Genomic DNA, 25,658 nt, shown 5'->3' with positions numbered 1-25,658 from the left:
CAGGAGAGCGAGGTCGGCGCGCCGTTCAGCTCACTCGGCCGCCAGCTTGTCCTGCGTGTTCGTGTCGAAGTCGCTGGCGTCATGGCGCTCATGCAGCTGCAGGGCCGGTTCGCCGAAGGCGCGGTTGACCATGCGGCCGCGCTTGACCGCCGGGCGGGCGTCGATCGCCTTCGCCCAACGCTGCACATGCTTGTACTCCTGCACCGACAGGAACTCGGCGGAATCATTGTACATGCGGCCGAGCGCCAGCCCGCCATACCAGGGCCACACCGCCATGTCGGCGATGGAGTAGTCCTTGCCGCCGAGATATTCAGTCTCGGCCAGCCGACGGTCGAGCACGTCCATCTGGCGCTTCACCTCCATCGAGAAGCGGTCGATGGCATATTCGAACTTTTCCGGCGCATAGGCGTAGAAATGGCCGAAGCCGCCGCCCAGATACGGCGCCGAGCCCATCTGCCAGAACAGCCAGGACAGCACTTCGGCGCGTGCCGGCTGTTCGCTGGGAAGGAATTCGCCGAATTTTTCGGCGAGATAGACGAGGATCGAGCCGGATTCGAAGATGCGCACCGGTGTGGCGCCGCTGCGGTCCATCAAAGCGGGGATCTTGGAGTTGGGGTTGACCTCGACGAAGCCGCTGCCGAACTGGTCGCCATCGTTGATCCTGATCAGCCAGGCATCATATTCGGCGCCCGTGTGGCCGCGTGCCAGAAGCTCCTCCAGCATGACCGTCACCTTGACGCCATTCGGCGTCGCCAGCGAATAGAGTTGCAGTGGATGCTTGCCGACCGGCAGTTCCTTGTCATGCGTGGGGCCTGCGATCGGCCGGTTGATGCTGGCAAAGGCGCCGCCACTCGGCTTGTTCCAGGTCCATACTTTCGGCGGGGTGTATTCGGTCATCTCGGGGCCTCGTGTCTTGGGGGGCTTGGGGAAAGGATGGGCAGGTCCACCTAAAGCTAGGGCTGCGGATGGGGAAGTTCAACTTGCGTTGAACTATTGTTTTATGCCGCCGCTGCACGGAGCTTGCCCTGCTCGGGGGATGAGGTCAGCACCACCCCCCTTGCACCATCTCCCATGCGGCATAGGTATAAGAGGTATCGCGTCGCCAGAGCATTGCATCGCAGGACAAAAGCATGACCATCAATCCCAATCCGCGCTCGGTCGTTGCCGTGCGGGCCACCGTTCCCGAAGATGCCTTTACGGCCGGGGCGCTCGGCACGCTCAGGGAAGGCAGCGGCGTCGTCATTCGCAATGACGGGCTGGTGCTGACCATCGGCTATCTCATCACCGAAGCGGAGGAGGTCTGGCTGACCAGCCATGACGGCCGCGTCATCCCCGCGCACGCGCTGGCCTATGACCAGGAATCGGGCTTCGGCCTGGTGCAGGCGCTGGCGCCGCTCGGCCTGCCGGCCGTGGCGCTGGGCGATGCCGGCAAGGCCAGGATCGGCGACGCCGTCGTGCTGGCCGACGGCATTGGCCAGTCGGTGCAGGCCAGGATCGTCACCAAGCAGGAATTCGCCGGCTATTGGGAGTATCTGCTCGACGAGGCGATCTTCATTGCGCCGGCGCATCCGTCCTGGGGCGGCGCCGGGCTGTTCGGCGCCGATGGCTCGCTGCTCGGCATCGGTTCGCTGCGCCTGCAGATGAGCCGCAACGGCGAAGTCGCCGATATCAACATGGTGGTGCCGATCGATCTGTTGCCGCCGATTCTCGACGATCTCCTGACGCGTGGCCAGGTGGCCAAGCCGCCGCGCCCGTGGCTCGGCGCCCTGTCGGCCGAAAGCGACGGCAAGGTGGTGGTGATGAGCGTGACCGAAGGCGGCCCGGCGGCCAAGGCCGGCCTGCGCCAGGGCGACATCATCTCCGACATCCGCGACGGCGCGGTCGATGGGCTGGCCGATTTCTATCGCAAGCTGTGGGAGAGCGGCTCGGCCGGCGCCGAGATCCCGATGCGGGTGCTGCGCGACGGCCGCGAAACCTGGCTGCGCGTCAAGTCGGCCGACCGCGGCAGCTTTCTCAAGAAGCCACAGCTGCAGTAGGCGCGTCAGCCACGCCATGCATCCGAGACTGCTCAAGACCTTCCTGGCGGTGGCGCGAAGCCGCAACATCACGCGTGCCGCCGAGACGGTCCACCTCGCGCAATCCACCGTCAGCGACCAGATCCAGACGCTCGAAACGGAGCTCGGTGCGGCCCTGTTCACACGCACGAAGTCCGGCCTTGAGCTGACGCCGGCGGGGCTGGCGCTGAAGCCGATCGCCGAGGACCTGTTGCGGCTCAATGGCGAGGCGCGCGCGGCCGTGCAGGCTGCGGCCGGACGGACGAGCGGGCATGTGACCATCGGCGCGCTGGAGACGATTGCGTCCGCCCGGCTGGCGCCCTGGCTGCCGGCGTTCCAGGCCGGCCATCCCGACATCACCGTGCGGATGAAGGTGGCGGGCAGCGGCGTGCTGCTGCGCCAGCTGGAGGATGGCGAGATCGATATCGCGTTCTGCTTCGAGCGCCGTGATGTGGAGAAGAACGCCGCCGATGAACGCTTCGCCAGGCGCACGATAGCGGCCGAACCGCTGGTGCTGGTCGCGGCTCCGGGGCAGGGCAGCGCAGAGCATGACCTGGCAGCGCGTGCCACGCTCTCCTTCGTGGCAACGGAGCCCGGATGCATCTACCGGCACATGTTCGACACGGCCTTTGCCGAGGCGGGTGTTGCCGCACCAAAACTTGCCGCCGAAGTCGGCAGCATTGGCGCCATAGTACGGCTGGTGGCGGCCAGCGCGGGGTTGGGCCTCGTTCCACGCCTAGCCGTCACAGACGCGCTCGTGCGTGGCGATATCGTCGAACTGCCATGGCCCGGCCAGGCACAGACGGCGCCGCTGGCGATGATCTGGCGACGCCGGCGCGTCCAGCCGCCGGCGCTCAAGCAATTGCTCACTGCCGCGCGCGACACGCTGGTGCCGGTTGCGTCGCCCGACAGGACCGGTTCAGGACTTGAATCGGCTAACCGCTCCAAGGCCTTGTTTGCAAAAAACTCCTGACGGAAGCAGCGGCGGCCTAGATCAACCGGTGGCCGCCTTCGACATGCAGCGTCGTTCCCGTCGTAAAGCCATTGCCGATCAGGAAGGCGATGGCGTCGGCGATGTCGTCGGGTTGGCCGATCCGCCCGACCGGCAGCCGCTCGGCCATCGCGGCCAGCGTCTCGTCCTTACGATCGCCGGCCACCTGCGCCCAGATCGTGGTGTCGACCCAGCCGGGTGACACGGCATTGACGCGGATCGGCGCGAGCTCCACGGCCAGCGCCCGCACCAGCCCTTCGAGCGCCGCATTGACCGATGCAACGACGGAACCGCGCGCGGCCGGCCGGTAGGCGGCAATGCCGGAAACGAAGGTCATCGAACCGGTCGCTGCCAGCCGCGGTGCGCCGTGCTTGGCGAGCAGCAGCGGGCCATACAGCTTGCTCTCAACCACCTTTTGCGCTGCCTTCAGGTCAAGCTCCGGCAACAGCTGGTAGGCGCCTTCAATGTCGGCGGCGGTGCTGACGATGTGGTTGAGCCCGCCGATGCGCGCGAAAAGTGCGGCGACCTGGTCTTCCCGGGTGACGTCGACGGTCGCCACATCCAGGTCGGCTGGATTGCCCAGCGCTTCGCGCGCCTGTTGCAGCCGATCCTCGCCACGCCCGGCGATGATCACCTCGATGCCGGCCTCAAGGCAGCGCCTGGCCAGCGCCAGACCCATGCCGGAGCCGCCGCCGACGATCAGGATTTTCTGGTCCGAGATGTTCATTTCGCTCTGCCTTTTGTTTGAATGGACAAGGGCAGGGATTGGCAGTTCGGCGCGACAGAAGGAAACGGAAGAAACCGATAGCGCTATCGGAAATGCCGATGGAGTAGGGCGCCTAGTCGCCGCAAGCGGTGAAGGTGGTGCCCGGGGTCCAGTCCTTGAAGGCGATGGTCTGGCCTTCGACCGAGACGGTCTTGTGCTTTGTGCTGCCGCCCGGCTGCTTTTCGCTGCTGGTGCCTTTGCCGGTCAGCACATTGTACTCGCAGGCGCTTTCGGCATTCTCCTCCATATAGTCATAATGGTCATAGGCAAAGCCGGCGACGATGAAGGCACCGTTGCGCCAGGCGATGGTCAGCGTCATGTCGGTCCGTTCACTGCCGATCTCCATCGCCGGCAGGTAGAATTTGATCGAGCCGTTGGGCAGCATCGTCAGTTCCGGCTCGGTGTCGGAGTTCTCGTTGCCCGGGCGGTCGTAGTTGTTCCATTCGCCGAGGATCTGCCCGTGCACGATTTCAACGGGCTTGAGGTAATTGTGCTCCTTGTCCCGGAGGAAGAAGTGAACGTCCATCGGATGGCCGGGCTCTGTCTCGACCACCATGGCAAGGTCGACGGCGCCATCGCCATTGAAGTCGCCGGTCACCGCGGTGATGATTTTCCGGGTTTCGATCGGTTCGGCGAGGGCCATGGTCGGCAGCAAAAAGGCAAGGGCGAGGAGCGGAGATTTCATGTCGTATTCCCCCCGGGAGCGAGATGGCGTGCCCGAGCACGAGCATGGCAGGTATTCCGAGATTTTCTACAGCGGGGCCGGGAGAAAAATGTTCAGGTCGAGGGGGCGCGAAGGTACGCCGTACGCGCCCGACAAGTTTGCTGCCGGAAACTGACAGCGACTCGTGCCATTCTGGTCGATGACGATGGGCATGATGCCGGAGGCAGGATGACAGTGAAGACAGGGGACATGATGGCGCGAGCGACACCGAACAGGCAGGCCAACTGATGGCGCCGGTCAAAGTCGATCCCGACAAAGTCCACGAGTTTCCGGATCCCGCCAGCTTCCACGCCTGGCTCGGCAAGCACCACGCCACGGAAAGCGAAGTGTGGATCAAGGTGCACAAGGCGGGGTCGGGACTGAAGTCGATCACGCCCAAGGAAGCCATCGACGTGGTGCTGTGCTTCGGCTGGATCGACGCGGTGCGCAAGGGGTTGGACGACAAGAGCTTCCTGCAGCGCTACACGCCGCGCGGCAGGAAGAGCATCTGGAGCCTGATCAACATCGACAACGTCGCGCGGCTGGTCGAGAAGGGCCGCATGACCGAGCATGGGCTGAAACAGGTCGAGGCGGCCAAGGCCGACGGGCGCTGGGCGCGCGCCTACGGCAGCGGCAAGGAGATGAAAATCCCCGAAGACCTGCAGGCTGCCATCGATGCCGAGCCGGCGGCGAAGGCGATGCTGGCAAAGCTCAGCGCGCAGAACCGCTTCGCGCTCGCCTTCCGCACCCACAACATGAAGACCGAGGCTGGGCGCAAGAAGAAGATCGAGACTTTTGTGGCGATGTTGAAGCGTGGCGAGACGATCCATCCGCAGGGCAGGAAGTAAGCCCCTCAGGCGCCCGAGTGCGGATCGATGCTGTAGGGATGGACCGGATGGCCAGAACCGATGGCGTCGCGCACGCGGCCAGTCCACGCGGCGAAAGCCGGATAGCCCGTCAGCGAGAAGCCGCAATCCTCGGCGCGATGGGCGTAGGCATAGACGGCGATATCCGCGATCGTGAAATCGTCGCCAATGAGAAACGGGGCATCGCCAAGGCTGCGGTTGAGTGCGGCGAGGGTGCGGGCCCCGGCTTCGCGCTTGCCCGCAACCATGCCCTGGTTGCGCTCGAGCCTTCCGGTCAAGGTCCAGAAGCGCAGCGAGCCGATGACCGGCTCGACATTGTATTGCTCGAAGAACAGCCACTGCATGATTTTGGCGCGCCGAAAGCGGTCCGCCGGCAGAAAGGGCGTCCCTTCAGCGAGGTAGGTGAGGATCGCATTGGATTCGGCGATGGCGCTGCCGTCTTCGAGCTGAAGCACGGGAACCGCACCCGCCGGGTTGAGAGCAAGGAAGGCGTCGGTGCGGCTCTCGCCCTCGAAAATCGAGACAAGGCGACTGTCATAGGCGATGTCGAGCAGCCCGAGGAGGACCCGGACTTTCCAGCCATTTTGCGATGGCAAATAGTCGTGGAGCGTGAGCATGGCCCATCCTCTTGCGGCAAGGGGCTAGCGTTTCGCATGCGGCCCCGCCGCCCGCCACCCGATTCCTGCGCGGGGCATCGGACGCCGGTGCGAGGCCGGCGCTAAAAGCTACTGCCGGCAAGGATGATACCGAAGCCGGCAAGGCAGATGGCGCTGGCTTGTCGCAGCGACCGCTGGCTGAGCAGGTTTGAACCGCTGCGGCGAACCGCCAGGCCGACGACGATCCAGGCCGCTCCCGCAAGGCCGACCAGAGCGGCGATCGTGGTTAGAAGCGGGGCTGTCATGCCCTCGGATTGAACCAGCATGGCGACGATCATCGCCTTGGGATTGATGAGCGTGGTGGCGAAAACCTGCCTCACCGTCACCAGCCGGATCTCGACGCCGTCGTCCTTCGTGGTCCAGACGCTGTAGGCGAGCCAGAGCAGCCACAGCACCGCACAGACCCTCACGCCGGTCCGCAGTTCAATCTGGTTGCCCGCCGGGATCAGGGCGACAATTGCGGCAACCGTAAGGGTAATCGCCATATAGGCAAGCACGGCCGCACCCAGCATAGGCAGCGTGCGCCGCATCCCGGACGAAACGGCCGAGAAGGCCAGAAGGATGTTGGTTGGTCCGGGCGTCAGCAACAGTCCGCCCAGCGCCAGGAGATCAAGCTTGAGCATCGCAGGCCGTTATCCCGCATCGTGTCCATCGGACCGGACTGTTAGCGGCCGCGGCGCCATGAGTCGAGTTGACACGCATGAGACTTCTCAGCATCTGAATCGCTAAATTGCCATAAACTGCTGTTTTCACGAGGAATAATAGTATGGCCATTGTGCGTCGGGCGGTGGGCGCCGCCATCGCCGGTGGACGAAGGACGGCACGGCGGCTACCCTTTCGAAAGCCGCGATGGTTGGGCGGCAGGCGCTGGGAGTCGTTGCCGTTGGGAAGAATTGCTTCGTGGACGATGGCGCTCGTTCTCACTGTCGTCGCCGTGTGTGTCGGAGCCGGCGCCACGCTTGCCCAGACTTCGCCCGACCCGGCTTCGCCCTCGGCCTTGCCTTCAAAAGAAATATCGGTCGGGATAAAGGAGGCACCGCCTTTCGCGTTCAGGCTGCAGGACGGCAGTTGGTCCGGATTGAGCATCGACCTCTGGCAGAAAATGGCAGGGCGGCTCAATCTTCGCTTCCGCTATGCCGAAGTGCCGACTGTGCAGGACCAGATCGATGGCATTGTCAGCGGCAGGTTCGATGTGGCGATGGCCGCGATCACGGTCACTGCCGACCGCGAAAAGGCCGTCGATTTCACGCAACCCTTTTTCTCGACCGGGCTCGGCATCGCGACACCGCTCAACAATCAACCGTCCTGGCGGCCGGTGCTGCATGCGCTGACCTCGTTCGGCTTCCTGCAAGCGGTACTGGCGCTGATCGTCATATCGGTCGTCGTCGGCGTTCTGATCTGGATGTTCGAACGCCGGCACAATGACGATTTCGGTGGCGGCATCGCCAAGGGCCTGTTTTCCAGCATGTGGTGGTCGACTATCGCCGCGACACAGGCCAGCACCGGCGACTTCGGCCCGCGCACCGTGCCGGGACGGGTGCTGGCCGCGATCTGGATGATGGGATCGATCATTGCGATCGCGGTGTTTACTGCGGGCGTCACATCGGTGCTGACGATAACGCAGATGGAAGGAATGGTGCAGGGCGAGGGCGATCTTGCCGCGGTCAGGGTCGGCGCGGTGCAGAGCTCGTCGACGGCCTCCTATCTGGATTCGACCCAGATACGCCATCAGGATTTTGCCTCCGTCAAGGAAGGCCTCGATGCGCTGCGTGCCGGCAAGATCGATGCGCTGGTTCACGACAAACCACTGCTTAGCTGGCTGGTGGGGCAGAACTACGCGACGAGCCTCCAAGTTCTCGACGCGACCTTCGACCAGCAGCAATATGCTATGGCGCTGCCGCTCGGCAGCCCGTTGCGCAAGCCACTCGATGTCGCCTTGCTACAGACCGTCGAAAGCGATTGGTGGAAGCAGGCCGTTTTCCAGTATCTGGGCGAAAAGTAGCCCGGCGGGAACCTGCGCCCGTGACGCGCAAGAGTTGACGGCTGTCGTTCACTGGTTCAGGTCGACGGGCGTCACTCCAAGAAGTTTCAGGGCATTGGCGAGGGTCCTGATGCCTTGTGCCTGCTTGTGCTCGGCACAGAACCGGTTCGCCTTGTCCTGGAGCGCGGTTGCCTCGGCGATCTCCCTGGCGTTGGCTCCGGGGTCGGCTTTCGTTTGAATGGCCCCGTCGAGTTGAAGACCGAGCCGGCTGCAATATTCGCTTCGGGTAACCGCCGCTGCCGCACCCGGCTGCGCGACCGCAAGCATGGCAAGCGAAATGCCTGTCAGGGCCCCTATCCATCCGGTCGAACGTCGTTGCATGTTTCGGGACCATCCCTTGGCGTTGTGCCGCGACCCGCTTCGGCCGCCGCGGGGATGGTTATGACAGGGGATTTTTTCGCCAGTTTTTCCGGAGTGTTGAATCTTGTTTCTGAAGTGTGTCTGGCGGGTTTTCCCTTCTCTCACAAGGGGAGAAGGAAGAGCGTTCCGCGGTCTGCGGCGCTTGCGCCTCTTCCTTTGCAGCCATCCTTCGCGTAAGGCGCCGGGCAAATCCTTTCATCGCAGGCTCAGCCCCGGAAACCGCATGATCAGACTGGAAAGCATCAGCAAGCAGAACGGCCGTCAGCTTGTCTTCATCGAAGCGTCGGCGTCCCTGCAGAAGGGTGAGAAGATCGGCCTCGTCGGCCCCAATGGCGCCGGCAAGACGACGCTGTTTCGCATGATCACCGGCCAGGAGCAGCCCGACGAAGGCCAGGTGCAGGTCGATCGTGGCGTCACCATCGGCTATTTCAGCCAGGATGTCGGCGACATGGAAGGCCACAGCGCTGTCGCCGAAGTGATGAACGGCGCCGGTCCGGTCTCTGAAGTCGCGGCTGAAATGGCAGCGCTCGAGGCGGCCATGGCCGATCCCGACCAGGCCGACCAGATGGACGAGATCATCGAAAAATATGGCGAGGCACAGCACCGCTTCGAGGAGCTCGACGGCTATGCGCTCGACGGCCGCGCCCGCGAGGTGCTCGACGGTCTCGGCTTCTCGCAGGAGATGATGGACGGCGATGTCGGAAAACTCTCTGGCGGCTGGAAGATGCGCGTCGCGCTGGCGCGCATTCTGCTGATGCGGCCCGACGCCATGCTGCTCGACGAGCCGAGCAACCATCTCGACCTGGAAAGCCTGATCTGGCTGGAATCCTTCCTGAAGAATTATGACGGCGCGCTGCTGATGACCTCGCATGACCGCGAGTTCATGAACCGCATCGTCAACAAGGTGGTCGAGATCGATGGCGGTTCGCTGACCGCCTATTCGGGAAACTACGAATTCTACCAGCAGCAGCGTGCCATCGCCGACAAGCAGCAGCAGGCGCAGTTCGAGCGCCAGCAGGCCATGCTGGCCAAGGAGATCGCCTTCATCGAGCGCTTCAAGGCACGCGCCTCGCATGCCGCCCAGGTGCAGAGCCGGGTGAAGAAGCTGGATAAGATCGACCGCGTCGAGCCGCCCAAGCGCCGCCAGACCGTTTCCTTCGATTTCCAGCCGGCGCCGCGCTGCGGCGAGGACGTGGTCACGCTGAAGAACGTCCACAAGGGTTATGGCAGCCGCTCCATCTATGAGGGGCTCGACTTCCAGGTCCGCCGCCGCGAACGCTGGTGCATCATGGGCGTCAATGGCGCCGGCAAGTCGACGCTTCTGAAGCTGGTCGCCGGCGCTTCCGACCCCGACACCGGCACGGTCGCGCGGGGGCCTAGCGTGAAGATGGGCTATTTCGCCCAGCACGCCATGGAAGTGCTGGAAGGCGAGCGCACCGTGTTCCAGACGCTGGAAGATGCATTCCCCCAGGCCGGTCAGGCGCCGCTCAGGGCACTTGCCGGCTGCTTCGGCTTTTCCGGCGACGAGATCGAGAAGAAGTGCCGCGTTCTGTCAGGCGGCGAGAAGGCGCGGCTGGTGATGGCACTGATGCTGTTCGACCCGCCCAACCTGCTGGTGCTGGACGAGCCGACCAACCATCTCGACATCGCCACCAAGGAGATGCTGATCACCGCGCTCTCGCAGTATGAAGGCACCATGCTGTTCGTCTCGCACGATCGGCACTTTCTGGCAGCCCTTTCCAACCGCGTGCTGGAGCTGACGCCCGAAGGCATCCACACCTATGGCGGCGGCTATACGGAATATGTCGAGCGCACCGGGCAGGAAGCGCCGGGGTTGAGGAGCTAAGGACCTGCGGCTATTGCCCCACGACGGTCATCCGGTCGGTGTCCAAGCATCGCGGCGATCTGCTTGTGGGAAGAAGAGGCCTGTGTACTCTCTACAATGCTTAGGAAGGGCTTCGGGATGAGAATTGCCATGACCGTCGCATTGGCCGCGACAGTTGCTGGATGCGCGACCTCTCCGGTCGATTATGGGGCGTCGCTTTCGCAGCAGGACCAGAAATGGGCGTCGCCGCAATGCCAGCAAGCCAGGGCGGCGGCTTTGGACTACGACGCTCGCGAAAAACAGCACCCGGGTTGGGCATTCGTCGCGCTTGGCCCGTACGGGTTGGGGATACTGGCAGCCGTCAAGGAGCACGAGCAGAAGCAACGAAAGTTGGTCGCCCGCGAGGTGCACTTGCAATGCTCAAGCCTACCGCTGCCGCAGGAGCTGCAGGGCGATTTGAACCCTGCGAGGGTAAATCAGAAATATCCATAGTCACGCGACAGTCTCCTTCGCGACGAAGCGGAGGTGCCAGCGAAGGGCTCTCAGAAAGGCCCGCATCAGCCGGTCGGTTGCTTGCCGGCGTTGACCGCCAATTGCGCCTCAAAGGCACGCTTGTAGGCGGGCCGCGCTTCGCCGCGGGCGACATAGGCGGAGAGGTTCGGATAGTCGTCCAGGATACCCGAGGCTCTCAACCGGAGCAGCACCGACACCATCATCAGGTCGCCGGCGCTGAACGCGCCATCGAGCCAGTCGGCATCGCTAAGGCGACGGGAAAGTTGGCCAAGCCGGTTACGGACGCGATCCTCGACGAGAGGCATGCGTTGTGCGGACCAGGGCTTGTCGCCCTCATGGATCCTGGCGGTTGCGAGGTCAAGGATCGGCGGCTCCACCGTGCTGAGCGCGGCGAACATCCATGTGACTGCACGCGCCCGGGCATTCGCATCGTCCGGCAGCAGGCCTACATGGTGCTGCGCGATATGGAACACGATGGCGCCTGACTCGAACAAGCCGAGATCGCCTTCTTCGTAGGTTGGAATCTGCCCGAAAGGATGAAGCGCCAGATGTGCTGGTTCCTTCATCGCCCTGAACGAAACAAGACGAACCTCGTAGGGTTGGCCCACTTCTTCCAGCGCCCAGCGAACGCGCGTATCACGCGCCAGTCCCTTGCCGTCATCGGGCGACCGTTCAAAGGCTGTGATGGTGGCAGTCATTGGAAAGCTCCGAGGTTGTCAGGTGTCCAGTTGGCTTTGCCTCCAGAGGACGAACGACCGGCGCGACTCCCGACACCTTACCTCGTTTTTAGCCGTGGGATTTCGCGTGCCGAACCTTTTCGGGTTCGCCAAACCACCGCGATGCGGCCTGCGCAGCTCCCTCCAGGTCAGGCTCAGCGTCAGCGGCCCAGGCGACGAAGCCATCGGGGCGCACGAGGACAGCGCTCAGGCCGAGCCGATCCTTGGCGTCGCTTGCGGCATAGGCGATCCGCCCGCTCCAGCGGCTTGCAAGCGCCTGAAGGGGAGGGCTGACGTCGAAGCCCAGAAGCAGGCCTTGCCCGTTCCTGAGGCGTTCTCCCAGCCTCGTCCCGTCGACCAGCTCGAAGTCCGGTGCGCTGCGGCCCACCAGTGGGTGGCTGCCGCCAAGATCGTAGCGGAGAGAGACGCCCCAGACGCGCTCGGCGAAGTATGTCGCGCCGTCGCGCGTGTCGACGAGATCACGGATGATGGCTTCGAGCGCACGCGAACTCCGGCTCGGCCGCATGAGGGCGACCTGGGCGCGCGACCAGTCGAGGACCTGCGCGCCCACCGGATGTCGCTCACTCAAATAGCTGTCGAGCAGACCGGCGGGCGCATCGCCACGGATGGTCGAAGCCAGCTTCCAGCCGAGGTTCATCGCGTCGCCGAGCCCGAGGTTGAGCCCCTGGCCACCCAGGGGGGAGTGGATGTGCGCGGCGTCGCCGGCAAGCAGCACCCGCCCCTTGCGGTACGCGGTCGCCTGGTAGGCGCGATCCGTCCAGGTGGTGGCCAGCCGGAGCGCCGTCACCGTGACGTCGGTGCCGGAGATATGCCGCAACACTGCCTGCACCCGGTCAAGCGCGACCGGCTGGGTTCGGTGGAACGCGCCGCCGTCGAAATCGACCATCGCGATCACCCCGGGCGGCGCGTAAGTATACATGCCGGTCGGCGTGTAGTGGCGGCCCGGTTTGAGCTTGTCGGGATCGGCCATCTCGACCTCGACGGAATAGCCGGTGAATTCGGGATCGGTGCCGACGAACTCAAAGCCGCCAGCCTTGCGAACCGTGCTGCGGCCGCCATCGCAACCGACGAGCCAGCGTCCGCGAAAAGTCTTGCCGCCGGCGCGAACGGTCACGTCCTCGTCCGACTGGTCGAGGTCTTCGACGCCGACGCCGCGCCTGATCTCGACCCCCATCGCGCTTGCGCGGGCGGCCAGGGCGGCTTCGAGGGTCTCCATCTCGACCGCCATGCTGGTGCCGGCCGGACCTGGCAGGCGATACGACCACTTCGAGGCATCGATGCTGTCGTGGTAGAACTGGATGCCGGCAAAATGGCCGCCGGGGCGGCGCGCCTGCTGCATCCAATGGGCGCCAGCCGAAGCGCTGCCCGCGTCGTCTTTCGTGCGTTGCGGCGCCGCGATGTCGTTCAGCAGCCCGCGACGGTGGAAAGCTTCAAGAGTGGGCGCTGAGAGGCCGCGCATGCCGAATGGAAGCCGCTTCAACGGGGAGCGCGGGTCCTCGGCCTGTTCCAGCACCAGGACCCGGAGGTTGGCGAGGCGCAGCTCGCAGGCGAGGAACAAGCCGACGGGACCGGCTCCGGCAACTACGACGTCATAGGGAGGGGAATGTCGCTCATACATGGAAGACTCCTTGGTCGATGTTCGACCGGAGCGTTCCTCAAGCTTGAGCACCACACGGACGAACGATTGAACGCTTGGCAAGCGTCCGATGTTCGTCGTGGGGATCTCGTGCACGAAGCCAAAGACCAGAGCTTTTCCTGGCGAAGAATTTCGCCTGCGAAAGGACTTGGGCTTACCAAACCAAGTCTGCCTTTTCCGACACGGGCTATATAACGATGTGGCGATTGATCCGCAACGGGTGGCGGTGGTGAAGAGGATAGTGCCGTCGGCCCAAACATTGACTGCCCGAAAGCCGCCTTTCGCTTGGCTGCCGTCCGGTCGTCGGGCGGTTGGACGGTCAGCTCAGCACCTCATTGAGAAACCTGGCCACCTCGGCGAGGCCGGTGTTCGAAACCTGGTGGCCCAGACCGGGTTCAATCGACGTCCTGGCATGGACACCGGCCGCCGTCAGCAGCTCCGCCGCTCGCACACTCTCGCTTGACGGCATGACCGGATCGGCGCCGCCGTGAATCAGGAGCAATGGGGTGCCGGTTGCAGGGACAAGCGGCGCTGGGGACGCCAGCCGCCCCGAGAAAGCGACCACCGCCCCGACAGGCCAGCGCCCGCTGGCCAGTGCGTCGAGCGCCATGATGGAGCCTTGGGAAAACCCCAGCAGCACAACGCGGTCAACGGCATTCGAAAATCCATGTTGCTCGATCAGATTGGCGATGACCGCGTCAAAGCCGGGCCGCGCCGCAACGACGCGCTCCGGCCGATTGACCTCGGTAACGCCGATGACGCTAAACCACTCACGGCGCGGGCCGCTGCCGCCTGGCGCATCGGGGCTTTCGAAGACGAAGCTGGGCAGTGCGGGTGCCAGCGCCCGCCCGAGCGCTGCCATATTGGCGCCGTTGCTGCCGACGCCGTGCAAAAGAATGACCAGGCCGCGATCCATCAGTGCTGTCCTGTCACGGAGACGGGTGCGAGGCCCGGCAGGTCGGGCCCTTTCGGCACGATGCCGTTAGGGTTGAGAGCCTTGATCGAATAGTAGCCGGCCTTGATGTGCTCGATGCTGACGGTCTCAGCGACGCCCGACACGGCCAGAATCGCGGCCAGATAGGCACTCAGCGCCGGATAGTCGACCAGGCGCCGCAGATTGCATTTGAACAGGCCATGATAGGCGGCATCAAACCGTACCAGCGTGACGAACAGCCTGATGTCGGCCTCGGTAAGGGCGTTGCCGAGGAGGAAGGGGCCACCTTTGCCGAGCCGGGCCTCAAGGATCTCCAGCATCGAGAACACATCGTCGAAGGCTTCTTCGTAGGCGATCTGAGTGGTGGCGAAGCCGGCGCGATAGACGCCGTTGTTGAGCCGCGGATAGATATCGGCGTTGAGCGCGTCGATCTCGGCCCGCAGCGGTGCAGGATAGAGATCCGGCCCGCTGGCGAGGTCACCGAAGCCTGAATTGAACATGCGCACGATCTCGGCGCTCTCATTGTTGACGATGGTGCCCAGCTGTTTGTCCCAAAGCACCGGCACGGTGGCCCGCCCGGTATAGAGCGGGTCGGCCCTGGTGTAGATTTCATGCAGATGGCGGGCACCGTTTATGTCGTCCGGGCCAGTGCCGGGATAGCCGCCGAACGCCCAGCCTTCATCATCCAGGTGAGGGTTGACGATGCTGACGGAAATGGCGTCCTCGAGCCGCTTGAGCTTGCGCGCGATCAGCGTGCGGGATGCCCAGGGGCAGATGAGCGCGACATAGAGATGATAGCGGCCCGCTTCGGCGGCGAAGCCCGCATCACCCGTCGGCCCGGCGCTGCCGTCGGGCGTCACCCAGTTGCGAAAGCCGGAAATCTGCCTGACGAAGCCGCCTTTGGCATCGGTGGCCTGCACCGGCTGCCAGTTGGCCGTCCATTTTCCTTCAATGAGCATAGTCTTCGTCCTTCACCGCAATCGCCGGGGGATTGTCCACGGGTGCAGCGGCGCGTCACTTGGGCGATATCAAGTGACGCGTCGCGGCTTGCTATTTGTTGCCTTATGTCGCTCTCCGGCCATCGTCGTCGGGGAGCGATGAGTGCCTGGGTTATTAGATGCCGACCCAGGTCGGAGCGATATTGGTGCCTTTACCCTGGCCATAGCCGAGCCCAATGTTGAGAGCGGCCACGGCTTCAATGTTGCGCGACGCTGCCAGGGGACCGGCGACGATGGCCTTGAGGCCGGCTGAATTCACCAGCGCCTCGACCTCGGTGACAGCGTCGGCGTCGTCGCCTGCGAGCAGTACCGTTGCCGGGATGTCGGCGACCTGGCCGCCATTCTGCAGCACCGAGGCAAACAGCGTATTGAAGCCTTTAACCACCTTGGCCCGCGGGGCGAGCCGCGCGATTTCTTCCGCGGCGCTGGTCGAAAAGCCGATGGCCAGGCCGGAAAAATCGGCCTTCATGGGATTGGTCAGGTCAACGACGATCTTGCCCGCCAGGTCGCCAGCCGCCTTCACCACTTCGGCCGCGGCGCTGTACGGCACGGCGAGGAAGATGATGTCGGCCTTGGCCACGGCATCCGGGATCGAGGCGGCGGAGACGGTGCCGCTAAAGCCAGCGGCGACCGAAGCGGCCTCCGAGGGATCGCGCGAGCCGAAGACGACGGCGTTGCCGGCGCGTGAAAAGACCGTGGCGAGGCCTTTGGCCATATTGCCGGTACCGATGATTGCGAGTGTCATGTTCTGTGCTCCTGTCAGCTTTGCCCTGCGGCGATGACGGGAATATGCATCTGTTCCGGATCGATTATTATCCAGCAAAATTGCAGAAGATTTCTTCCAAAATGGAAAGTCTACCAACCTTGGTCCCAGGGCGGGCTGTCCTGGAAATGCGAGACCAGGAAATCCACCATCACCCGCACCTTGGCCGCCAGGTGCCGGCCGGTGGTGTAGACGGCCCAGAGAGCCATCGGGTCGGCCTCGTGGTCGGCCAGCACCGGAATGAGCTGGCCGCTCCGAATGCGCTCGCCGGCGACGAAGCTCGGACCCTGCACCAGACCCAGACCGATCGCAGCCGCGGCCGCACAGGCCTCGGCGTTGGAAAAGCGCAGCCGGCCGCGGATTGGCACCGTCAAGCCGTGGGCAAAACGCCAGCTGGCCCCGTCGGCGAAGTTGGTGTCGAGAATGCAGGCGTGTCCGGCAACGTCCTCGGGACGATCCGGAGCACCAAATGCCGTGAGATAGGATGATGCTGCCGTCGTCACCAGCCGGATCGGGCAAAGCTTTCGCGCAATGAGGCTGCTGTCGCGCAAGGTGCCGATGCGCAAGGCAAGGTCGAAACCTTCCTCCACCAGATTGACCATGCGATCGGAGAACGACACGTCGAGCTCGATCAGCGGATGCGCCCGCGCGAATTCGGCCAAAAGCGGCGCAAGGACCTGGGTGCCAAAAGTAATCGGCACGGACATGACCAGCCGCCCCCGCGGTTCCCCAGAAGCGCTGCGGATGGTGGAATCGAGTTCGTCCATTTCTTCGAGCAGGCCTTTGATCCGCTCGAAATAGGCGCGGCCGGCTTCCGTGGGCGATACGGAGCGGGTCGTGCGGTGGAGCAACTGCACGCCCAGTTCTTCCTCGAGCCGGGAAACCAGCTTGGACGCCTGGCCCGAACTCACGCCGAGCTTTTGCGCCGCGCCGGACAGGCTGCGGCGCTCAATGACCGCGACGAACATCCGGTCGCATGCCAGTCTGTCCATACTGGGGAACCTCAAGCGCGGAGACTCTTTGAGCACCCACCATAATCGCAAACAGTGCGAAGGGTTTTATGAAATACGGTCGGATCTTGGACGAGTTTCTCGATGGCGATCGGCGCGAAGCGGACAAATTAGCCCGCGGCCAGCCATTTGCGCGACTGGGCGAAAGCCTTGAAGGCCTTGGCCTCCATCGGGCGGCCAAAAAAGTAGCCTTGCAGGATATCGCAGCCGAGCTCTTTCAGGATGCGTGCATGCTCCATCGTCTCAACGCCTTCGGCAACCACCTCGATGCCGAGCGATTTGCCGATCTCGATGATCGACGCCACCAGGTGCCGCTGCGCCATCGAGCCGGTGATGGGCGTGATCAGCTGACGGTCGATCTTGAGGCGGCGCGGCCGCAGCTTGAGCAGCGAGACGATCGAGGCATAGCCGGTGCCGAAATCGTCGATCTCGATGTCGATGCCGAGATCCTTGATGTGCTCGATGTTCCAGGTGACCAAATCATCGTTCTCGTCGAGGAAGATGGACTCCACCAGCTCGAACGATACGGTTCCCGGCTTGATGGCGAGCTTGCGCAGGCCCTCGATCAAGTCCTTGTCCTCCAGGCGCCTGGCCGAGACGTTGACCGACACGCGCGGGATGTTGAGATGGCTGTGCGACCAACGCTCGAAATTCTCCAGCGCGTGTTTGAGGACGATGCGGTCGATCAACGCCACGACATTGAGCTCTTCGGCCACCTTCAGGTAGGCGTCGGGGGCCAGGATGCCGCGTTGCGGATGCTTCCAACGCGACAACGCCTCGACGCCGACGATCTCGAGCGTCCTGGCGTCGAACTGCGGCTGGTAGTAGGCGATGAATTCGTTCCGCTCCAGCCCGCCCAGGATCTCATCGGCGATCTGCTTGGTCCGCACGATCTCGCTCTGCAGCTCTTCGTTGAAGAACTCGTAGCGGTTGCGGCCTCGGCTTTTCGCCCGGTAGAGCGCGAGATCGGCGTTGACGAGCAGTTGCCTGGCATCGACGCCACTGTTGGCGGCAATGCCGATACTCACTCCGAACCGGCACGGATGGCCGCGATAGTCGACAGGCTGGCGCATCGCCTCGATGATGCGGTCGGCGAGCGCCGAGAGCTGGTCGTCGTCAAGCCCATGGCTCACCACGACGAACTCGTCGCCGCCGATGCGCGCAACGAAATCGGCTGCGTCCGCATTGGCCTTGATGACATTCGAGGCATGCATCAGCATGGCATCGCCGGCGGCGTGGCCGAGCGTGTCGTTGATTTGCTTGAAGCGGTCGAGGTCGAGATGCAGCAGCGCCGTGTGGCGGTCGGGTTCGCCATTTTCGGCCAGCAGCTCATCGAGATAGCGGCGATTGGGCAGGCCAGTGAGCGAATCGTGCAGTGCCGCATGCTCGATATGCGCCTTGGCAAGATTAAGCTCGGCGTTCTTCGATTCCGTCAATTGGCGCTCGCGCACAAGGGTCTCGTTGAGCAGCACGTCGCTGGTCACGTCCCATTCGGCGCCGATCAGCTTTGGCGTGCCGTCGATATCCTGGAAGAAACTGGCGCGCGTGCGCACATGGCGGACCGTGCCGTCGGGGCGCAGGAGCCGGTATTGTGAGGAGTAGAGGCCTTTTTTCGCAGCGGCCGAATCGAAATCCCGCTTGGCCCGCTCGATGTCTTCGGGATGGATCGCCTGCGCCCAGTCATCATAACCGCGTGGCTTGCCGTCGGCTGGCTTGCCGTAGATTTCGTTGACGCGGTCATCCCACACCATTTCGTTGGTGGCGAGGTCGTGTTCCCAAACGCCGATGCCCGAGGCTTCCAGCGCCAGCTCCAGGCGGCCGGACAGGCGTCTCAGCTCGGCATAGTGTTTCTGCCTTTCACCGAACAGCCGGCCGGCAACGAGGATCGGCAGCACCACCAGCGCGCCAGCGAGCGCCATGAGCGCCCTCAGCAGCCACTCATTCTTCGGCGCAGCCGGCCAGCCACCCTTGGGTATGGCCGAAATCCGCCAGGAGCCTGAAGGCAGCTGCACATCGGCAGACACGGGGTTGCCGGCCACGACATTGTCGCCGCCAAAGAAACGTTTGCCGCCGCCGCCGAGCGCATCCGCGCCGGTGAGCGCGACATCGATGTCGAGTTCCGAGTTGGTCAGCCCGCTCGCCGCGTAGAGCCGGTCGACATCGACCACTGCCGAGACGATGCCCCAGAAGCGGCTGCCGCCGCCCGCCGTCGGCACGAAGACCGGAATGCGCCCGATGAAGCCGCGCCCGCCTTGCGCCAGATCGACCGGCCCGGCAAACACCAGCACGTGCTGGTCGCGCGCCCGAAGCGCTGCCCTGCGTTGCGCCTCGTTCTTGCGATAGTCGAGCCCGATCGCCTTCTCGTTGCCTTCCATCGGGTACATCAGCGAGATGACGAGGTCGGGCGCGCCGGCGATGTTGCGCAATTGCGATTTCTGCTGGAACAGATTGCCCGCGAGCGAGGCAAATCTCTGCTGGCCCATATAGGGCTCCGTGACGATGATCGAGACGAGGCCCTGAACAAGCTGGAGATTTCCGCCTATGTTGCCTTCGAGCTTGGCGCGGATGATGTTGACCTTGGCCAGCACATCGGCGCGCGCCAGCTGATCCGAGACCCTGCTGTTTTGCTGGTCGGCAAAGACGGCGCAGACCAAAAGCACGACAAAAGCAATCGCCGCCGGCAAATTGGCGGAAGAAAAAACGGCCTGTCTCACGCGGCCGAGACTGAGTTCCGTTGTAACCAATTCGACCCGAATACCTTTCCTGAACAACAGCCCACTGGTCGAATCTAGTAGCAAACGCTTAAATTTGCCCTTCCAGGCTGGCGGGAAGTTTCAGCATCTATCGGTGTTGAGGGATCTCGAGCGTCCGTTGTTGGACCATGCGACACCTTGTAGATTGGAACGACACCTTGGAGATGGAACATGGCGCTCAGGCGGATGGACAACGTGGGGATCGTCGTCGAAGACATCGGAGAGACGATTGATTTCTTTCGCGAACTCGGCCTCGAGCTCGAAGGGCGGGCCACGATCGAAGGAGAGTGGGCCGGACGTGTCACTGGACTGGGCGATCAGCATGTCGAGATTGCCATGATGCGCACGCCGGACGGCCACAGCCGGCTCGAGCTCTCCCGTTTCCTCACGCCGCCTGTCGTCGAAGATCACCGGAACGCCCCGGTCAACGCCCTAGGCTACCTCCGGGTCATGTTCACCGTGGACGACATCGACGAGACGCTTGAAAGGCTCCGCAGGCGCGGCGCGCAGCTCGTCGGTGAAGTCGTGCAGTATTTAGACGCGTATCGGCTCTGCTACATCCGTGGGCCTGGAGGGCTTCTCATCGGACTCGCCCAAGAACTCAGTTGAGCGCAATACGAAGACAAATGGCAGGAGTGACCAATGTTAGCGAGCGTGTCCGAGGCTGCCTGCCTGTTCGAGGTCCCTCCCTCCACGGTCGGCCGCGTTCTCGCTAAGCTCGATTAGGTCGTCAACCCGGGCCGGGACGCCCGCGAAAGCCGCCGTCAGCAGCCTTTAATGGACCTGCTCTAAAGATCCGCCTCGGCGAAGATGCGCGATGCCCAGTCGAGGAAGACGCGAAGGCGTGGCGAGAGCTGCCTGTTCTGCGGGTAAAGCGCCGACAGCGGCGTTGGCGATGGCGGGTAGTCGGCCAGCACCTCGACGAGCGTCCCATCGGCGAGATCTTTCTCGAAGCGATAGCGCGGCGCCTGGATGAGGCCGAGGCCAAGCCGCGCCAGATCGGCGGCGGTGTCGGAATTGTTGGCCGCGACGCGCCCCGGCAGCCTGACCTCAACGGTCTTGCCGGCGACGGTGAATTCGAACGGAAGGGTCTCGCCGGTACGCGACGAGACGAAGCCCACCGCCTGGTGGCCATCGAGCGCATCGGGGGAGGCGGGCGTGCCGTGGCGTTCGAGATAGGCGGGGCTGGCGCATGTGATCTCGCGGATGACAGCCAGGCGGCGCATGATCATGCCGCTGTCGGGCGGCTCGCCGACGCGGATGACACAGTCGACGCCCTCGCGCACGAGATCGACCAGCCGGTCGCTCTGGCCGATCTGCAGGTCGATCCTGACATAGCGGGCGAGGAACTGCGGCAGGCGCGGCAAAAGGAACGTGCGGGTGAGCAGCGTGCTGGCGTCGATGCGCAGCAGGCCGAAAGGCTCGGCGTTGCGGAAGGCGGCCTCGGCGTCCTCGATCTCGGCCAGGATTGACAGGCAGCGCCGATAGTAGGCTTCGCCGTCCCGCGTGGCGTTCACCTGCCGTGTCGTTCGTTCCAGAAGCCGCGCGCCGAGATGCACTTCCAGCCGCCGGATCGCTTCCGTCGCGGTTGAACGCGGCAGGCCGAGATCGGCCGCGGCAGCGGTGAAGCTGCGCCGCTCCAGAACGCGAACAAACAGCCGCATCGTGTCCAGTCGATCCATGGCCATTGTTCGCAGTTTCCGAATAGTGATGTCAATAGGCGGCTGATTATCCGGAATGTGGCATGGCCTATATCCGTGTCACCAACAACACGGAGACACTTCCATGACATCTAACCAAACCAGAACGGCGATCGTGACCGGCGCCTCCAAGGGCATCGGCGCCGCCATCGCACAGCGACTCGCCCGCGACGGCATCGCCGTCGTCGTCAATTATGCACGGGGCCGCGCGGAGGCCGAAGAGCTTGTGCGCAGCATCGAAGCCGGCGGCGGCAAGGCGATCGCCGTTCAGGCCGATATCGCCGATCCGAACGGCCTCGCGGCACTTTTCGACGCCGGCGAGAAGGCGTTCGGCGGCATCGATATCCTCGTCAACAATGCCGGCATCATGAAGACGTCGCCGATCGCGCAGACCGACGATGCTTCGTTCGATACGCAGATCGCGATCAACCTCGGCGGCGTGTTCCGCGGCATGCGGGAAGGTGCGCGCCGGATTCGCGACGGCGGCCGCATCGTCAATTTCTCGAGCAGCGTCGTTGGCCTCTACCAGCCGGGCTACGGCGTCTACGCCGCCACCAAGGCAGGCGTCGAGGCGATGACCCACATCCTGGCCAAGGAGCTTGGCGCGCGCCGTGTCACCGTCAACGCGGTGGCGCCCGGACCGATCGAGACCGCCCTGTTCACGGACGGCAAGAGCGAGGCGCAGATCGAGGCCATCGGCAAGATGATCCCGCTCGGCCGGCTTGGCCAGCCTGACGACATTGCCGGGCTGGTGTCATTCCTGGCCGGGCCGGACAGCTTCTGGGTCAACGGACAAATCATCCGCGCCAATGGCGGCGTGGTCTGAGGAGATAATCATGCAAAAGACAATCCTGATCACCGGTGCTTCCAGCGGCTTCGGCGCGATGACCGCACGCGCCCTGGCTGGAGCGGGCCACACGGTCTACGCCTCGATGCGCGACCCCTTGGCGCGTGGCGGCGTGGCGGCAGCCGAGATGGAAAAGTTCGCTCGCGACGAGGGCCTGGCGCTCAAGCCGATCGCGCTCGACGTGACCTCGGACGCTTCGGCCGAGGCGGCGGTCCGGCTGATCCTCAGCGAGGCCGGCCAGCTCGACGTGCTGATCCACAACGCCGGGCACATGGGGTTCGGACCGACCGAGGCGTTCTTGCCCGAGCAACTGGCGCAGCTCTATGACGTAAACGTCGTCGGCACGCAGCGCGTCAATCGCGCGGCCCTACCGCATATGCGTTCTCTCGGCCGGGGCCAGATGATCTGGGTCGGTTCGAGCAGCACGCGCGGCGGCACGCCACCGTTCCTCGCGCCCTATTTCGCGGCTAAGGCCGGCATGGACGCGCTGGCGCAGAGCTATGCGCTGGAACTCGCCCGCTTCGGCATCGAAACGACCATCGTCGTGCCGGGCGCTTTCACCAAGGGCACCGAGCATTTCCACAATGCGGCGGCACCCACCGATGCCGAGCGCGCCGGCGCCTACTGGTCCGGTCCCTATGCCGGTGTCGATCAGCAGGCGCTGAAAGGGCTGGCGGCACTGGAGCCGGCTGATGCCGATCCGGCTGATATCGCGGCGGCAATCGTCGACCTCGTGGCGATGCCTTGGGGAAACCGACCGCTGCGCGTCCACGTCGACCCGTCCGACGATGGCGCCGCGATCGTCAACGGCGTTGCCGACCGCGTGCGTGCGCAACTCCTGGAACGGATCGGCCTTGCCGACCTGCTCCATCCCAAAGCCTGAAATCCACCCTCAAGAGACAGGAAAACGATCATGCCATTCGCCAACATCAAGATGCCGCAGGCCGCTCTCTCCAAGGCGCAGAAGGAAGACCTCATCCATCGAACCACAGCCATGTTCGTCGACTTCTTCGGCGAGGGTGTGCGCCCCTACACGATGGTGCTGGTGGAGGAGGTCGCCGACGGCGGTTATGGCCGGGCCGACGAAGTGTTCGTCGTGCCGGAGGCCTATCGCGCCAAGGCGTAGCGGCGCAGGGGCGAGCGACGGCTCTGCTTCTCGCAAAACCGGGACGAGGAACCCAGATTCTTCAAGATCTGCGCCAGCACCCTCACCCGCTGCGAAGCAGCGGGGTGAGGGCTGCGCTGCGCTGCAACGCTTGGTTGGCAAGCGCAGACCTCCGCCTCAATCGCTCTTGGTCATCCCAATCCAGTCGGCCGCCACTTCGGCAAAAAGCCAGTCGCGGAACGCCTTGATCTTTTTCTGGCGCAGTGCGCCATCGCGATAGACGACGTAGTAGCGCGAGGCGGATTTCAGCGCGAGGTCGAAGGGCCGGACCAGCCGCCCCGCCGCCAGATCGGCCGAGACCAGCGCACTTCGGCCGAGCAGCACGCCTTCACCGTGCACAGCAGCCTCGACGGCAAAGGTGGCGGAATCGAAGCGCACGCCGCGCTTGGGATCGACGTCGCCAACGCCGGCGTGTTGCAGCCATGTCTCCCAGTCGATGCGAAAGGCGTCGTGGATCAGTTTGTGATGCCTGAGATCCCCGGGCAGGCGCAACGGATGTTCGCCTTGCAGCAACTCCGGGCTGCAGACGGGGAAGACCTCTTCATCGGCAAGAAATTCCGCTGTCACCCCGGCATAGCCGCCCTTGCCGTAACGGATGGCGATGTCGATGCCGTCGCTGACGAAATCGGAAAGCACGCCCGAGGTCGACAGCCGCACGTCGATATCCGTGTTGGCGCGGTGGAAGCGATGCAGCCTCGGCACCAGCCAGCGGCCTGCAAAACCGTCCGATGTGCTGACATTCAAGATGCCCGTGGTGCGGTCGGGCGTGGCGGCGATGGTGGCGGCGGCGATCTGGTCCAGCGCCTTCCTGACTTCCGACGCGTAGGCGGCGCCTACCAAGGTCAGGCGCACGGACCTCGTTCCCCGATCGAAAAGCTGGATGCCCAGCCTGTCCTCGATGTTGCGGATGGCGCGGCTGACCGCGCCATGGGTGACGTTGAGCTCACCCGCCGCCTTCGAGAAACTCAGATGCCTGGCAGCGGCTTCGAAGGCAGGCAGGGCGGTGAGGGGCGGCAGTCTGCGCGGCATGATCAACCTGTGAGCGTTACTCACAAATCCTGCACAAAGAGTCGTTTGTCGTCCAGCCCGGAAATGTCCAATCTATGGATGCAGCAGCGCATCCAGATCGGGTTTTCGATCTCGTCGCTGCGCTGAACGACCAGAAACAGTGTGAGCAATCGTCATGCTCGTCCCCCTGCGGACGGCGTCGGCACGCTTGCGCCCAGGCAAACACAGGAGACGAACAATGAACCCGACCCTCGAATCCATCAGTGCCGCGATGAGCGGCCTTGCACTCAGAACCTCGGCAGTCGTCGAGCGCCGCCGCATACTGCGCCGGGTTGCGCGCTTTTCGGACCATCGCTTGCACGACATCGGCCTGGAGCGCGACTGGGACGGTTCCATCCTGCGCAATGGGAGGGCGATATGACCAGCACCCTGATCATCGGCGCGACGGGGCTTCTTGGCGGCGAGATGGCGAAGGCCAGCGCCCGCAATGGCAATGATATTCATGTCCTGGTCCGACCCTCAACAGCCGGCAATGAAGAGCGGCTGCGCCCGCTGAAGGAACTCGGCGCTAAAATCCATGTCGGCGATCTCGACGACTATGACAGCCTTGTCCGCGCCGCAGGCGCGGTCGATCGCGTCATCAGCTCGGTGCATGTGGATTCGGCCAGCGAGATGACGCTGGTGCGGGCGCTCAGGGATGCCGGCGTCTCCCGCTACGTGCCTTCCGCCGGCTTCGGCCTCGACTTTGCCGCCGCCGCACCGGGCTCGGTTCCACCGCTCGATCTCAAGAGAGCCGTGTTCGACGCAATCAAGGAGGCGGATCTGCCCTATACGGTGATCTACACCAATGGTTTCTTTTCGACATGGGTGGCGACGCTGGGCGATTTGATGCGCTTCGGCTCGTCGCCTTTGCCCCCCGATGAGGTGACGCTCTATGGCGACGGCAATGTGCCGGCGACGTTCGTTAGCGAGAAGGACATCGCTGCGGTCACCTTGCGCGCGCTGAACGACCCCAGTGCCGTCCGCAGCGAAATCCGGATCGCCCGGAACCGGACAACCCAGAGCGAAATGATCGACCTGTGGCGCCGGGTGAGCGGCCGCTCGCCGCGCATCGTGCAGCAGAGTGCGGCGGAGCTTGAGGCGATGATCGCGTCAGCCCCTTGGCTCGGACTGCTGCGGGCGTTCTGGATTCGCGGCGAAACCGCGCTTGAGACGGCTACACCGGAAGCCGGGGCGCTGTATCCGGAGCTGACGTTCGAGACCATCGAGAGCGCTTATGTGGCGATAGCGGACGCCGAGGGTCAACAGCGGCGGGGCTGAGGAGGCATGGTG

General features: G+C 64.1%; 27 protein-coding genes. 12 read left to right on the top strand and 15 right to left on the bottom strand.

Features of this window, described 5'->3' with window-relative positions; translation table 11 throughout:
* Positions 1 to 30 precede the first annotated feature (30 nt).
* Positions 31 to 897: a glutathione-dependent disulfide-bond oxidoreductase gene (yghU, locus tag EJ076_RS26455; protein ID WP_126069831.1), complete on the bottom strand. Its 867-nt coding sequence runs from the start codon at positions 895 to 897 to the stop codon at positions 31 to 33.
* 233 nt (positions 898 to 1,130) lie between these two features.
* Here yghU and EJ076_RS26450 point away from each other — a divergent pair, with 233 nt between their 5' ends.
* Both EJ076_RS26450 and EJ076_RS26445 read left to right on the top strand, forming a co-directional pair.
* Entirely contained in the window at positions 1,131 to 2,036 is a 906-nt protein-coding gene (locus EJ076_RS26450; RefSeq protein WP_109660572.1) for a S1C family serine protease, read from the top strand.
* Between the two features lie 16 nt (positions 2,037 to 2,052).
* On the top strand, positions 2,053 to 3,027 hold the full coding sequence (locus EJ076_RS26445) for a LysR family transcriptional regulator (protein ID WP_126069830.1): 975 nt from the start codon (positions 2,053 to 2,055) through the stop codon (positions 3,025 to 3,027).
* A 16-nt stretch (positions 3,028 to 3,043) separates the two neighbouring features.
* Here the strand turns inward: EJ076_RS26445 and EJ076_RS26440 are convergent, their stop codons facing one another.
* Together EJ076_RS26440 and EJ076_RS26435 are read right to left on the bottom strand one after the other, a co-directional pair.
* Positions 3,044 to 3,772, bottom strand: coding sequence for an SDR family oxidoreductase (locus tag EJ076_RS26440; protein WP_126069829.1), 729 nt, complete (start codon positions 3,770 to 3,772; stop codon positions 3,044 to 3,046).
* Between the two features lie 112 nt (positions 3,773 to 3,884).
* Positions 3,885 to 4,496 carry a hypothetical protein gene (locus tag EJ076_RS26435; RefSeq protein WP_126069828.1) on the bottom strand — a complete coding sequence of 204 codons (612 nt, stop codon included), beginning with the start codon at positions 4,494 to 4,496 and terminating at the stop codon, positions 3,885 to 3,887.
* A 266-nt stretch (positions 4,497 to 4,762) separates the two neighbouring features.
* Between EJ076_RS26435 and EJ076_RS26430 the strand changes: the two genes are divergently transcribed.
* Entirely contained in the window at positions 4,763 to 5,362 is a 600-nt protein-coding gene (locus tag EJ076_RS26430) for a YdeI/OmpD-associated family protein (RefSeq protein ID WP_126069827.1), read from the top strand.
* Positions 5,363 to 5,367: 5 nt separating this feature from the next.
* Here the strand turns inward: EJ076_RS26430 and EJ076_RS26425 are convergent, their stop codons facing one another.
* Together EJ076_RS26425 and EJ076_RS26420 are read right to left on the bottom strand one after the other, a co-directional pair.
* On the bottom strand, positions 5,368 to 5,997 hold the full coding sequence (locus EJ076_RS26425; RefSeq protein WP_126069826.1) for a glutathione S-transferase family protein: 630 nt from the start codon (positions 5,995 to 5,997) through the stop codon (positions 5,368 to 5,370).
* 101 nt (positions 5,998 to 6,098) lie between these two features.
* Positions 6,099 to 6,659, bottom strand: a complete 561-nt coding sequence (locus EJ076_RS26420) for a hypothetical protein (protein WP_126069825.1) — start codon at positions 6,657 to 6,659, stop codon at positions 6,099 to 6,101.
* Positions 6,660 to 6,919: 260 nt separating this feature from the next.
* Between EJ076_RS26420 and EJ076_RS26415 the strand changes: the two genes are divergently transcribed.
* The gene (locus EJ076_RS26415; RefSeq protein WP_245462888.1) at positions 6,920 to 8,038 is read left to right on the top strand and encodes a transporter substrate-binding domain-containing protein; all 1,119 of its coding nucleotides are present in this window, start codon (positions 6,920 to 6,922) and stop codon (positions 8,036 to 8,038) included.
* 48 nt (positions 8,039 to 8,086) lie between these two features.
* On the opposite strand, the gene EJ076_RS26410 is transcribed toward EJ076_RS26415, so the two are convergent.
* Positions 8,087 to 8,398, bottom strand: coding sequence for a hypothetical protein (locus EJ076_RS26410; protein ID WP_164548736.1), 312 nt, complete (start codon positions 8,396 to 8,398; stop codon positions 8,087 to 8,089).
* Positions 8,399 to 8,660: 262 nt separating this feature from the next.
* On the opposite strand from EJ076_RS26410, the gene EJ076_RS26405 reads away from it, so the two are divergent.
* A complete protein-coding gene (locus tag EJ076_RS26405; RefSeq protein WP_126069824.1) occupies positions 8,661 to 10,283 on the top strand; it encodes an ABC-F family ATP-binding cassette domain-containing protein in 1,623 nt (540 codons plus the stop codon).
* Between the two features lie 117 nt (positions 10,284 to 10,400).
* Positions 10,401 to 10,754 (top strand): hypothetical protein, encoded by a 354-nt coding sequence (locus EJ076_RS26400; protein WP_109661393.1) that lies wholly within the window; start codon positions 10,401 to 10,403, stop codon positions 10,752 to 10,754.
* 65 nt (positions 10,755 to 10,819) lie between these two features.
* On the opposite strand, the gene EJ076_RS26395 is transcribed toward EJ076_RS26400, so the two are convergent.
* The 7 genes from EJ076_RS26395 to EJ076_RS26365 all read right to left on the bottom strand — a co-directional run bounded on the left by EJ076_RS26395 (position 10,820) and on the right by EJ076_RS26365 (position 19,567).
* Positions 10,820 to 11,473: a glutathione S-transferase family protein gene (locus tag EJ076_RS26395; protein ID WP_126069823.1), complete on the bottom strand. Its 654-nt coding sequence runs from the start codon at positions 11,471 to 11,473 to the stop codon at positions 10,820 to 10,822.
* Positions 11,474 to 11,561: 88 nt separating this feature from the next.
* Entirely contained in the window at positions 11,562 to 13,130 is a 1,569-nt protein-coding gene (locus tag EJ076_RS26390; protein ID WP_126069822.1) for an FAD-dependent monooxygenase, read from the bottom strand.
* Between the two features lie 337 nt (positions 13,131 to 13,467).
* Complete coding sequence (locus EJ076_RS26385; protein ID WP_126069821.1) at positions 13,468 to 14,064, bottom strand: dienelactone hydrolase family protein; 597 nt, start codon at positions 14,062 to 14,064, stop codon at positions 13,468 to 13,470.
* On the bottom strand, positions 14,064 to 15,041 hold the full coding sequence (locus EJ076_RS26380) for a glutathione S-transferase family protein (RefSeq protein ID WP_126069820.1): 978 nt from the start codon (positions 15,039 to 15,041) through the stop codon (positions 14,064 to 14,066). The genes EJ076_RS26385 and EJ076_RS26380 overlap by 1 nt, the downstream gene beginning before the upstream one ends.
* 154 nt (positions 15,042 to 15,195) lie before the next feature.
* Complete coding sequence (locus EJ076_RS26375) at positions 15,196 to 15,903, bottom strand: NADPH-dependent F420 reductase (RefSeq protein ID WP_281036134.1); 708 nt, start codon at positions 15,901 to 15,903, stop codon at positions 15,196 to 15,198.
* Between the two features lie 32 nt (positions 15,904 to 15,935).
* Positions 15,936 to 16,811, bottom strand: coding sequence for a LysR family transcriptional regulator (locus EJ076_RS26370; RefSeq protein WP_245462887.1), 876 nt, complete (start codon positions 16,809 to 16,811; stop codon positions 15,936 to 15,938).
* Positions 16,812 to 16,963: 152 nt separating this feature from the next.
* Positions 16,964 to 19,567: an EAL domain-containing protein gene (locus EJ076_RS26365; protein ID WP_206438742.1), complete on the bottom strand. Its 2,604-nt coding sequence runs from the start codon at positions 19,565 to 19,567 to the stop codon at positions 16,964 to 16,966.
* A 210-nt stretch (positions 19,568 to 19,777) separates the two neighbouring features.
* Here EJ076_RS26365 and EJ076_RS26360 point away from each other — a divergent pair, with 210 nt between their 5' ends.
* Positions 19,778 to 20,215: a VOC family protein gene (locus EJ076_RS26360; protein ID WP_126069818.1), complete on the top strand. Its 438-nt coding sequence runs from the start codon at positions 19,778 to 19,780 to the stop codon at positions 20,213 to 20,215.
* 179 nt (positions 20,216 to 20,394) lie between these two features.
* Here the strand turns inward: EJ076_RS26360 and EJ076_RS26355 are convergent, their stop codons facing one another.
* Positions 20,395 to 21,288, bottom strand: a complete 894-nt coding sequence (locus EJ076_RS26355; RefSeq protein ID WP_126069817.1) for a LysR family transcriptional regulator — start codon at positions 21,286 to 21,288, stop codon at positions 20,395 to 20,397.
* Between the two features lie 103 nt (positions 21,289 to 21,391).
* On the opposite strand from EJ076_RS26355, the gene EJ076_RS26350 reads away from it, so the two are divergent.
* From EJ076_RS26350 to EJ076_RS26340, 3 genes are read left to right on the top strand one after another with little or no spacing between them, the layout of a single operon-like run.
* On the top strand, positions 21,392 to 22,132 hold the full coding sequence (locus EJ076_RS26350) for an SDR family oxidoreductase (RefSeq protein ID WP_126069816.1): 741 nt from the start codon (positions 21,392 to 21,394) through the stop codon (positions 22,130 to 22,132).
* A 7-nt stretch (positions 22,133 to 22,139) separates the two neighbouring features.
* Positions 22,140 to 23,036: an SDR family oxidoreductase gene (locus EJ076_RS26345; protein ID WP_109661399.1), complete on the top strand. Its 897-nt coding sequence runs from the start codon at positions 22,140 to 22,142 to the stop codon at positions 23,034 to 23,036.
* 30 nt (positions 23,037 to 23,066) lie between these two features.
* Positions 23,067 to 23,279 carry a 4-oxalocrotonate tautomerase family protein gene (locus EJ076_RS26340; protein WP_126069815.1) on the top strand — a complete coding sequence of 71 codons (213 nt, stop codon included), beginning with the start codon at positions 23,067 to 23,069 and terminating at the stop codon, positions 23,277 to 23,279.
* A gap of 156 nt (positions 23,280 to 23,435) precedes the next feature.
* On the opposite strand, the gene gcvA is transcribed toward EJ076_RS26340, so the two are convergent.
* Positions 23,436 to 24,347: a transcriptional regulator GcvA gene (gene gcvA, locus EJ076_RS26335; protein WP_126069814.1), complete on the bottom strand. Its 912-nt coding sequence runs from the start codon at positions 24,345 to 24,347 to the stop codon at positions 23,436 to 23,438.
* A gap of 217 nt (positions 24,348 to 24,564) precedes the next feature.
* Here gcvA and EJ076_RS26330 point away from each other — a divergent pair, with 217 nt between their 5' ends.
* Positions 24,565 to 24,747 carry a DUF1127 domain-containing protein gene (locus EJ076_RS26330; RefSeq protein WP_126069813.1) on the top strand — a complete coding sequence of 61 codons (183 nt, stop codon included), beginning with the start codon at positions 24,565 to 24,567 and terminating at the stop codon, positions 24,745 to 24,747.
* Entirely contained in the window at positions 24,744 to 25,646 is a 903-nt protein-coding gene (locus EJ076_RS26325) for an NmrA family NAD(P)-binding protein (RefSeq protein ID WP_109660615.1), read from the top strand. The genes EJ076_RS26330 and EJ076_RS26325 overlap by 4 nt, the downstream gene beginning before the upstream one ends.
* Positions 25,647 to 25,658 lie beyond the last annotated feature (12 nt).

It is taken from the genome of Mesorhizobium sp. M7D.F.Ca.US.005.01.1.1 (assembly GCF_003952545.1).
Lineage (GTDB): Bacteria > Pseudomonadota > Alphaproteobacteria > Rhizobiales > Rhizobiaceae > Mesorhizobium > Mesorhizobium loti.
The sequence above is the reverse complement of the archived record's forward strand: the minus strand, read 5'-3'. Positions and strand labels throughout refer to the sequence as shown.